Origin of the sequence: Kitasatospora sp. NPDC048722 (assembly GCF_040650235.1) — a bacterium.
In the GTDB taxonomy this organism is placed as follows: domain Bacteria; phylum Actinomycetota; class Actinomycetes; order Streptomycetales; family Streptomycetaceae; genus Kitasatospora.
On the sequence record NZ_JBEZGX010000018.1, the window covers coordinates 134,892 to 145,541 of the forward strand.

5 protein-coding genes and 1 rRNA gene are annotated in these 10,650 nt (G+C 72.2%); 2 read left to right on the top strand and 4 right to left on the bottom strand.

Annotated features, from left to right (window positions below):
• Nucleotides 1–98: 98 nt before the first annotated feature.
• Both AB0C76_RS16105 and AB0C76_RS16110 read right to left on the bottom strand, forming a co-directional pair.
• Nucleotides 99–737 carry a response regulator gene (locus tag AB0C76_RS16105; RefSeq protein ID WP_359964955.1) on the bottom strand — a complete coding sequence of 213 codons (639 nt, stop codon included), beginning with the start codon at nucleotides 735–737 and terminating at the stop codon, nucleotides 99–101.
• A gap of 338 nt (nucleotides 738–1,075) precedes the next feature.
• On the bottom strand, nucleotides 1,076–5,623 hold the full coding sequence (locus AB0C76_RS16110; RefSeq protein WP_359964957.1) for a HAMP domain-containing protein: 4,548 nt from the start codon (nucleotides 5,621–5,623) through the stop codon (nucleotides 1,076–1,078).
• Between the two features lie 544 nt (nucleotides 5,624–6,167).
• On the opposite strand from AB0C76_RS16110, the gene AB0C76_RS16115 reads away from it, so the two are divergent.
• Nucleotides 6,168–8,729: a SpoIIE family protein phosphatase gene (locus AB0C76_RS16115; RefSeq protein WP_359964930.1), complete on the top strand. Its 2,562-nt coding sequence runs from the start codon at nucleotides 6,168–6,170 to the stop codon at nucleotides 8,727–8,729.
• Nucleotides 8,730–9,100: 371 nt separating this feature from the next.
• Entirely contained in the window at nucleotides 9,101–9,664 is a 564-nt protein-coding gene (locus AB0C76_RS16120) for an acetate uptake transporter (RefSeq protein ID WP_359964932.1), read from the top strand.
• Here AB0C76_RS16120 and AB0C76_RS16125 read toward each other — a convergent pair.
• On the bottom strand, nucleotides 9,657–10,502 hold the full coding sequence (locus AB0C76_RS16125) for a phosphatase PAP2 family protein (protein WP_359964934.1): 846 nt from the start codon (nucleotides 10,500–10,502) through the stop codon (nucleotides 9,657–9,659). The genes AB0C76_RS16120 and AB0C76_RS16125 overlap by 8 nt on opposite strands.
• 61 nt (nucleotides 10,503–10,563) lie before the next feature.
• Nucleotides 10,564–10,650, bottom strand: a 5S ribosomal RNA gene (rrf, locus tag AB0C76_RS16130); the annotation flags it as partial.

Below are 10,650 nucleotides of genomic sequence, written 5' to 3' on the forward strand. Positions count from 1 at the left end.
CCGACGTGTCGCAGACACTCCGTCACGCTGACCGGATTTCACCCGGACGCCCGCGCGCTCCACCCGGTCGGGCCAGCCGGCGCGGCTCCTGCGTACTCCTACGAGCTGCCCGGGCGCAGCGCGTCCAGGGCCCGGCGCAGCCCGGTCAGCTTCCGCTCCAGGTGCGCCGCGGTGGCGGCCACCCCCGCGTCGGCGCCGCCGTCCAGCTGCTTGCCCAGCGCCTCCGCCTGCTCCTCGACCGCCGCCAGCCGCGCGGACAGCTCGCCGAGCAGCGCCCCGCCGATGGCCGGCTCGCCGCCGCCCGCCTCCAGCTGCAGCCGCAGCAGCGCGGCCTGCTCCTTCAGCTGGCAGTTCTTCACGTACAGGTCGACGAAGACGGAGACCTTGGCGCGCAGCACCCACGGGTCGAACGGCTTGGAGATGTAGTCGACCGCGCCGGCCGCGTAGCCGCGGAAGGTGTGGTGCGGGCCGTGGTTGATCGCGGTGAGGAAGATGATCGGGATGTCCCGGGTGCGCTCGCGGCGCTTGATGTGGGCGGCGGTCTCGAAACCGTCCATGCCCGGCATCTGGACGTCCAGCAGGATCACGGCGAAGTCGTCGGTCAGCAGCGCCTTGAGCGCCTCCTCGCCGGACGCCGCGCGCACCAGCGTCTGGTCGAGCGCCGAGAGGATCGCCTCCAGTGCCAGCAGGTTCTCCGGCCGGTCGTCGACCAGGAGGATCTTCGCCTTCTGCATCAGGGCCCGCCCTCCTGTCGCCTGCCTGCCCGGTGAAGGCACTCGCGTACTGCCCACCGCTACCCCGGTCATGCTAGCCGCACCCCCTCGCCCGGCACATCGCTCCGTCGCGACCCGGCTGCGTCGGACCCGATCGGAACCGGTGCACGGCCAGTGCTCCGGCGCACGCTCAGCAGCGTGTCGCCGTCCGGTCACTGTTCGCAACGATCGGTGACCCTACCGGGTTCCCGGCCCTCCCCGCCAGCAAACCGATCTCCGGCCCGGCGTGCGCCCCGGAGCCCGCCTCCGGGTGCGCGCCCCGCCGTCGGCCCGTCGCCCAAGTCCCGCTTGGGAAACGGGGCCTAGGACCGGTCGGGCCGCAGCCACTCGTGCATCACCGTCAGCAGGTGGTCGGTCTCCACCGGCTTGGTGATGTGGTCGGTGGCACCCGCCGCGAGGGACTTCTCGCGGTCGCCCTTCATCGCCTTGGCGGTCAGCGCGATGATCGGCAGGCCGGCGAACTGGGGCATCCGGCGGATCGCCTCGGTGGTCGCGTAGCCGTCCATCTCCGGCATCATGATGTCCATCAGGACCAGCGCGACGTGCTCGTGCTGCTCCAGCATCTCGATGCCCTCGCGGCCGTTCTCGGCGTACAGGACGGTCAGGCCGTGCTGTTCCAGGACGCTGGTGAGGGCGAACACGTTGCGGACGTCGTCGTCGACGATCAGCACCTGCTGGCCGCCGAACCGCGCGTCGGTGCGGCCGGGACGCAGCGGGACCGGCTCCACCGGGCGGCCCTCGGCGGGGAGGTCCAGGGCGGCGGTGCGGCGGCGCTCCACGGCGCCGCGGCGGCGCTCCTCGGCGAGTTCGCGGACCTCCTGGGCCCAGTGGTCGGCCGGGTTCTCGCCGACCGGGACGGGCACGCCCACCGGGGTCACGCCGACGGTGGCGCGCAGCACCGGGGTGTCGGGCACGGCCGCCACGGCGGCGCGCTCGGCGGGCGGGGTGTCCGAGGACTCGGTGTGCAGCGGCAGGTAGAGCGTGAACGTCGAGCCCTTGCCGAACTCGCTCTCGGCGTGGATCTCGCCGCCGAGCAGCCGGGCGATCTCCCGGCTGATGGACAGGCCGAGCCCGGTGCCGCCGTACTTGCGGCTCGTGGTGCCGTCGGCCTGCTTGAAGGCCTCGAAGATCTCCCGCAGCTTGTTGCCGGGGATGCCGATGCCGGTGTCGGAGACGGCGAAGGCGATCAGCGTGTCGTCCGGGTCCTTGATCGCGCCGGACTCCAGCAGCTGCTCGCGGACGTGCTGGGGCACGTCCGCCCCGGCCGGGCTGATCGAGAAGTCGACGGCGCCCGCGTCGGTGAACTTGACCGCGTTGGAGATGAGGTTGCGCAGCACCTGCTGGAGCCGCTGCTCGTCGGTGTGCAGGGTGACCGGCAGCGCGGGCGAGACCCGGACGGCGAAGTCCAGGTTCTTGTCCAGCGCGACCGGCTGGAAGGTGGCCTCGACGTAGTCGACCAGCTGGACCAGGGCGATCCGGCTCGGGCGGACGTCCATCTTGCCGGCCTCGACCTTGGACAGGTCGAGGATGTCGTTGATCAGCTGGAGCAGGTCGGAGCCGGCGCCGTGGATGGTGTCGGCGAACTCGACCTGCTTGGGCGAGAGGTTGCCCTCGTTGTTGTCGGAGAGCAGCTTGGCCAGGATCAGCAGCGAGTTGAGCGGGGTGCGCAGCTCGTGCGACATGTTGGCGAGGAACTCGCTCTTGTAGCGGGAGGCCAGGGCGAGCTGTTCGGCGCGCTCCTCCAGGACCTGGCGGGCCTCCTCGATCTCGCTGTTCTTGATCTCGATGTCGCGGTTCTGCTGGGCGAGTTGCTCGGCCTTCTCCTGCAACTCCTCGTTGGTGCGCTCCAGTTCCTCCTGGCGAGCCTCCAACTCGGCGGAACGCATCGAGAGTTCGGCGGTGAGTCGCTGGGACTCCAGCAGCAAGCCCTCGGTCTTGGTGTTGACGCTGATGGTGTTGACGGTGACGCCGATCAGGTCCGCGATCTGGTTGAGGAAGTCGAGGGCGACGGTCGTGAACGAGCTGAAGGTGGCGAGTTCGATCACGCCGAGCAGCCGGCCCTCGAACAGCACCGGCAGCACCACGATGTGGGCCGGCGAGGCCTCGCCGAGGCCCGAGGCGATCTTGAGGTACCCGGGCGGCGCCTCCTTGAGGATGATCGCCCGCTTCTCCACCGCGGCCTGGCCGATCAACGACTCGCCGGGGCGGAAGGTGGTCGGCATCGCGCGCCGCTGGTAGCCGTAGCTGCCGATCAGGCGCAGCACGGTGTCGTTCTCGTCGTCGTCCTCGGTGATCAGCTCGGCGGTGCGGCCGGCCGGCTGGGCGAGGAAGAACGCGCCGTGCTGGGCGGAGACGACCGGGGTGAGCTCGGTCATGATCAGCGAGGCGACGGCCTCCAGGTCCCGGCGGCCCTGGAGCAGGCCGGAGATCCGGGCCAGGTTGGTCTTGAGCCAGTCCTGCTCCTGGTTGGTGCGGGTGGTCTCGCGCAGGTTGGCGATCATCTGGTTGATGTTGTCCTTGAGCTCGTCGAGCTCCCCCGCGGCGTCGACGTCGATCCGCAGGCTCAGGTCGCCCCTGGTCACGGCGGTGGCGACCTGCGCGATCGCGCGCACCTGCCGGGTCAGGTTGTTGGCCAGCTCGTTCACCGACTCGGTGAGGTCCTGCCAGGTGCCGTCCACCCCGGGCACCCGGGCCTGGCCGCCGAGGCGGCCGTCGGTGCCCACCTCGCGGGCGACGCGGGTGACCTCGTCGGCGAACGCGGACAGCTGGTCGACCATCGTGTTGATGCTGGTCTTGAGCTGGAGGATCTCGCCGCGCGCGTCGACGTCGATCTTCTGCGACAGGTCGCCGCGGGCCACCGCCGTGATCACCAGCGCGATGTTGCGGACCTGGCCGGTGAGGTTGTTGGCCATCAGGTTGACGTTGTCGGTCAGGTCCTTCCAGATGCCGGCCACGCCGGGCACGCTCGCCTGGCCGCCCAGGGTGCCGTCGGTGCCCACCTCGCGGGCGACCCTGGTCACCTCGACGGCGAAGGACGAGAGCTGGTCCACCATCGTGTTCAGCGTCCCGGCGAGCGTCGCGATCTCGCCCTGCGCGTCGATGGTGATCTTCTTCGAGAGGTCGCCGCGGGCCACCGCGGAGGCGACCTCGGCGATGTTGCGCACCTGCCCGGTCAGGTTGGACGCCATGAAGTTGACGTTGTCGGTCAGGTCCTTCCAGATGCCCGACACCCCCCGCACCCGGGCCTGGCCGCCCAGGATCCCCTCGGTGCCCACCTCGCGGGCGACGCGGGTGACCTCGTCGGCGAACGCCGACAGCTGGTCCACCATCGTGTTGACGGTCGTCACCAGCTCCAGGATCTCGCCCCGGGCGTCGACGGTGATCTTCTTCGAGACGTCGCCGCGCGCGACCGCCGTGGTCACCTCGGCGATGTTGCGCACCTGACTGGTCAGGTTGTTGGCCATCAGGTTGACGGAGTTGGTCAGGTCCTTCCAGGTCCCGGACACCCCCGGCACGCTCGCCTGGCCGCCGAGGATGCCCTCCGTGCCGACGTCCCGGGCGACGCGGGTCACCTCGTCCGCGAACGCCGACAGCTGGTCCACCATCGTGTTGATGGTGTTCTTCAGCTCCAGGATCTCGCCGCGCGCGTCCACCTGGATCTTCTGCGACAGGTCGCCCTTGGCCACCGCCGTCGTCACCTGGGCGATGTTGCGCACCTGATCGGTGAGGTTGTTCGCCATGAAGTTGACGTTGTCGGTCAGGTCGCGCCACACGCCCGCCGCGCCGGGCACCTGCGCCTGACCGCCGAGGCGGCCCTCGGTGCCCACCTGGCGGGCCACCCTGGTCACCTGCTCGGCGAACCCGGACAGCTGGTCCACCATCGTGTTGATGGTGTTCTTCAGCTCCAGCATCTCGCCGCGCGCGTCCACCTCGATCTTCTGCGAGAGGTCCCCGCGCGCCACCGCCGTCGTCACCTGGGCGATGTTCCGCACCTGGCCGGTCAGGTTGTCGGCCATGAAGTTCACCGAGTCGGTCAGGTCCCGCCAGACCCCTGCCACGCCCGGCACCTGCGCCTGACCGCCCAGGCGGCCCTCGGTCCCGACGTCCCGGGCGACCCTCGTCACCTGCGCGGCGAAGCCGTTGAGCTGGTCCACCATCGTGTTGACGGTGTTCTTCAGCTCCAGCATCTCGCCGGCCACCTCGACGGTGACCTTGCGGGACAGGTCGCCCTTGGCCACCGCCGTCGTCACCTGGGCGATGTTGCGCACCTGGGCCGTCAGCCGCCCGGCCATCGTGTTGACCGAGTCCGCCAGGTCCTTCCAACTGCCCGACACGCTGCGGACCTTGGCCTGACCGCCCAGCTTGCCCTCGGTGCCGACCTCGCGAGCCACCCGGGTCACCTCGTCGGTGAACTCCGAGAGCTGGTCCACCAGCCCGTTGACCGTCCGCCCGATCTTCAGGTACTCGCCGCGCAGCGGGTGGCTCACCCCGTTGCTGTGCAGCGAGCGCAACTCCATCTTCTGGTCCAGGTCGCCCTCGGCGATCGAGGTCAGCACCCGGCCCACCTCGGACATCGGGCGGGCCAGGTCGTCGATCAGCGCGTTGCAGTTGTCGACCGCCGCCATCCAGGCGCCCTCGCCCGCACCGGTCTCCAGCCGCTCGTTCAGCCGGCCCTCGCGGCCCACCGCCCGCCGCACCCGGGCCAGTTCACCGGTCAGGTGCTGGTTGCGCTCGGCCACCTCGTTGAACACCGCGGCGATCTCCGCCAGCGGCCCGTCCCCCGGCACCGTCAGCCGGCGCCGGAAGTTGCCGTCGCGCATCGCCGTCAGCGCCGACAGCAGCTTGCGCAGCTCCGCCGGTTCCGCGCCCCGGCCGTGGTTCGCTCGCCGGCCGGCCGCGCTCCGCGGCGCGGCCCCGGGGCGAGCACCGCGCTGGGCGGCCTGCGTCGTACCGGTTGCGTCCTTGGTGGCCGAACTCAACGGGCCCCTCCCACGTCGTGAACTGTCCGGTGGCCGTCCGTGCCCCGGCGGACCGGGGCCCGGGCACCGCCCCGGCTTGGGCTGCGCACCGGTCGCACCTCGCGACGCACCGGCACCCGCATCGACCGTACTGTCCCGACCGACCGTCGCGGACCCCCCAGTCTGGCAGCACCGGCCCCGGGTATACGGCCGGTTGCACACGGTTGTTACCGCCTCTCCCGAAACGCGTGGGCAGAATCACCCTCTGGTGCCCGTTTCGACGCCCCGCCCCCACGGGGAACCAAGCGGAAAGTAGGGTGGAGCGCTGCACCGGGCCACGACCCGTCCCAGCGCCGCCGCCACCCGCCGGCGCGTACCGGGAGACGGCGCCGCACCCGGACAGCCAGGGCAAGAGCAGCAGAGGAGAAGTGGCAACGTGGTCACCGCGCGCGCAGCCGCCACCTTCGACCCCGACGGCAGGTCCGCGGCCGCCGCCCGGGGCTTCGTCCGGGACGCGCTGCTCGGCTGGGGACTGCCGGAGGTCGTCGACGACGCCGTCGTCCTGGTCAGCGAACTCGTCACCAACGCCGTCGTGCACGCCGGCACCGCCGCCGAGGTCGGCTGCCTGCGCGAGGAGGGCACCGTCCGGATCGAGGTCACCGACCACCACCCGGAACGCGGCCTGCCCGCCTTCGCCGACGGCCCCGTCACCTCCTCCGAGCGCTACGCCGACCCCGACGGCGAGGGCGGCCGCGGCCTGCTGATGTGCTCCGCGCTCGCCGAACGCTGGGGCGTCGAGTACTCGGCCGGCCGCAAGACCGTCTGGTTCCGCCTCGCCCTGCCGGTCCCCGTCGCCGGCACCCGCTACGCCGTCCCCGCCACCCCCGGCAGCGACCTGCCCAGCGGCCCCGGCCCGGTGCACGTCGCCGTCGTCCAGCTCGACGACGACGGCCGCGTCCTCGCCTGGAACCCGGACGCCGAAGCCCTCTTCCAGCACCCCGCCGACAGCGTCCTCGGCCGCCCGTGGGCCGACCTCGCCGTCTGGCCCGACACCCCCGCCCGCGGCCTCGGCCTCGCCGAGACGCTGCGCCTCGCCCGCTGGGAGGGCGGCTTCGCCGTCCGCCTCGCCGACGGCCGCACCGAGGAGGTGTACGGCGTCCAGGTCCGCGTCCGCGACACCGAGGGCGTCCCGTCCACGCTCTGCCTGCTCGTCCTCGAACCCGACCGCGCCGTCCTGCGCTCCCCCGCCCGCGCCCTGCCCGGTGACCGTCCCGACCCGGCCGGCCCCCGGCTCGACCTGCTGGCCGGCCCGGTCGCCACCGACGACCTCGACACCCTGCTCCAGCGCACCGTCGAACGCGCCCGCGACCTGCTCGACGCCGACGCCGCCTACCTGCTCCTCACCACCGAGGACGAGACCGAGTTCGAGGTCCGCGCCGCCACCGGCCTCACCACCGGACACCGCCGCCACACCCGCTTCCCGGTCGGACACGGCAACCGCTACGACTCCGCCCGGCTGCCCACCGTCCACGAGGACCTGACCGCCCGTCCGGCAGGACTGGCCCTCCTCGACGGCAGCGGCATGCGCTCCCTGGTCACCGTCCCGCTCAAGGTCGAGGGCCGGCTGATCGGCTCCCTCGGCATCGCCACCGCCGCCCCCGGCCGCTACGACAACGAGGACGCGCTGCGCCTGCAGTTCGCCGCCGACCGGGTCGCCCTCGCCGTCGAGAGCACCCGCCTCACCGAGCTCGAACGACTGCGCCGCGGCTCGCTCTCCTTCCTCGTCGAAGCCTCCGACCTGCTCGCCGGCACCCTCGAACACGAGCAGACCCTCGCCCTGATGGCCCAGATGGCCGTCCCCACCCTCGCCTCCTGGTGCGCCGTCTACACCAAGGGCGACCACGGCGCCGCGCCCAACCTCGCCTTCGTCCTGCACGAGGACGAGGACCGCATCGACGCGCTGCGCGGCCTGCTCGACAAGACCCCCGCGCCCGACCCCGGCCCCGCCCACAGCGCCCGGTTCTGGCCCGCACCCACCGACACCGCCGCCGCCGGCGGACTCACCGACAGCCCCGAACTCGCGGGCGTGCTCGGCGAGACCGTCGTCCTGCCGCTCACCGCCCGCAACCGCGTCATCGGCCTGCTCGCCCTCGGCACCCCGGCCGGCATCCGCTTCCGCCAGGAGATCCTCGAACTCGCCGAGGACCTCTCCCGCCGGGCCGCCCTCGCCCTCGACAACTCCCGCCTCTACTCCGAGCGCACCGCGACCAGCCAGGCCCTCCAGCGCAGCCTCCTGCCGCCCGACCTGCCCGAGATCCCCGGCGTCGAGGTGGACGTCTACTACCAGGCCGCCGGCGAGGGCAACGAGGTCGGCGGCGACTTCTACGACCTGTTCACCATCCGCGAGGGGACGTACGGCTTCGCCATCGGCGACGTCTGCGGCACCGGTCCCGAGGCCGCCTCCGTCACCGGCCTGGCCCGCCACTCGCTGCGCCTGCTCGCCCGCGAGGGCCTGGACGCCCCGCAGGTCCTCACCCGGCTCAACGCGGCCATCCTGGACGAGGGTTCGCGCAGCCGCTTCCTCACCCTGCTCTACGGCGAGCTGACGCCCCGACCGGACGGCAGCACCGAACTGTCCCTGGTCTGCGCCGGCCACCCGCTGCCGCTGCGGCTGCGCACCGACGGCCAGGTCGACCGCGCCGCCACCCCGCAGCCCCTGCTCGGCGTCATGGACGACCTCGACCTCACCGCCGAGCACCTCGTGCTCGCCCCCGGCGAAGTCCTGCTCTGCGTCACCGACGGCGTCACCGAACGCCGCGAGGGCCGCCGGATGCTGGGCGACGACGGCCTCGCCGAGGTCCTCACCGGCTGCACCGGCCTCACCGCCGGGGCCGTCGCCATGCGCGTGCAGCGCGCGGTCGAGCGCTTCGCCCCGGAGCCGCCGTCCGACGACATGGCGATCCTGACACTGCGGGTGCCCGCCCAGCGCACGAGCTGAGCCCGACGCACTCCTGCTGACCGGGTCGGCACCGGGCGGACCCGCCGGAGACCCGCCACTGAGCACATCCGCCACGGCCGGATCCGCCCGGCGGCCGATCGTGAGCGTTCCACAGCTGACGACGCCACAAATTGTGCGATTCACAAGGGTACAAGCCTGGTGGGCCCGGGTACACCGACCTCAGCGGGGACTCCTCCGAACCCCCGGCCCGGAACATTCGGCCCTCGGCCCACCACCTCTGACCGCAGCCCGCGCACGCTTCTGCCGTGCGCCCTCGGCGCGGTCGCGCGCACCTTCCCGCGACCACTCCTTCGGACCACCCCACTGCGTTGACTGCGCCCTGCGCGCGCCCAGAGTGAAAGGAGCCTCCGGTGAGCAACGACGCCTCCGGGGCAACGAACGCCCGTCCCACCGGAGCCGACGCGGGTGACCTCGGTTACCTCGCACTCGGCCTCACACTTCTCGCCTACGGCCTGCTCTCGACCGGGATCCTCAAGGGCACCGGCGCCGGGGACGCGGCCCACCTCGCCCACGTCGTCGGCGGCATCACCCTGTTCGTCGCGGGCCTCTGGCAGCTCCGCGGCGGCGAGGGCTTCACCGGCACCGCCTTCACCAGCCTCGGCGCCTTCTGGGCGACCTGGTCGGTGGCCGGCGGCGCGAGCAAGAACGCGGCCGGGCTGTTCCTGCTGCTGTGGGCCCTGCTCGCCCTCACCCTCACCGCGGCGAGCTGGGGCGCGGGCCTGTACAACCGGGCCGTCTACGGCCTGCTGACGCTGTCCCTGCTGGTGGCCGCCATCGGCGCGTTCGGCGGCCACGGCAGCCTCACCAAGCTCGCGGGCTGGGTCGCGGCGCTCTCCGGGCTCATCGCCTGGTACGGGGCCACGGCCAGGCTGAGCAACGGCAAGTGGGGTCGGATCGCGCTGCCGGTCAAGTGACCTGCCCGGTCCGCGACCCGGACCCGCTGCGGGGCCGGTCCTCCGTCTCCACGGAGGACCGGCCCCGCCGGCGTGCCGTCAGCGCCAGGACGGCGTAGGCGAAGAGCAGGATCGTCACGGCGACGATGCCGTCCGCCCAGAAGTGGTTGGCGGTCACGACGACCACGGCGACCGTCAGAACGGGGTGCAGCACCATCAGCCAGCGCAACGGGCTCCGCGCCACCCGGATCACCGCCACCGCGGCCAGCACGCACCACGCCACGTGCACCGACGGCATCGCGGACAGCTGGTCCGCCACCACCACACCGCCGACCGCGCCCCCGTACACGGACTGCCCGTACTGCGCGGCCACGTCGACGAAGCCGTTCTCCGGCAGCATCCGCGGCGGTGCCACCGGAATGAACTGGACCAGGAGGCAGACCGCGGTCGTGATCACCACGGTGTTCCGCACCCACGCGTACCGCTCGCGGTACCGCAGGAACACCCAGAGCAGCACGACCAGCATGACGCCGAAGTGCATGACCGCGTAGTAGTAGTTCGCCAGCCGCACCAGCACCGGGTACGGCGTGATCGCGGCCTGCCACGACGCCTCGTCAGGCAACCCGACCGCCAGCTCCGTCCGGTGGATCCACTCCGCCCGGTCCAGCGCGTGGTCCCCGCTCATCACCGACAGGTGCCCCACCAGCTGCCACAGCGCGAACAGGGCGAGCAGGGTGCCGGCCTCGCGCAGGAGCGCCGACAGGGACGGTTTCCGGACCCTCGCGGCGACGTACGCACCGCCGTGGAGAACAACGGCGGTGCCCCCGGCGGACTGCCAGGTCAGGGTCAGGTTCTGCATTCGCAGAGGGTAACGCAAAAAGACCCACTCCCGGTCGGGAGTGGGTCTTTTTGGAATGATTGTTCGGCGGCGTCCTACTCTCCCACAGGGTCCCCCCTGCAGTACCATCGGCGCTGTGAGGCTTAGCTTCCGGGTTCGGAATGTAACC

What these genes read in the sequence shown, in the direction of transcription:
- AB0C76_RS16125 (WP_359964934.1), bottom strand. Translation starts at nt 10,502, where the DNA reads ATGCAGAACCTGACCCTGACCTGGCAGTCCGCCGGGGGCACCGCCGTT.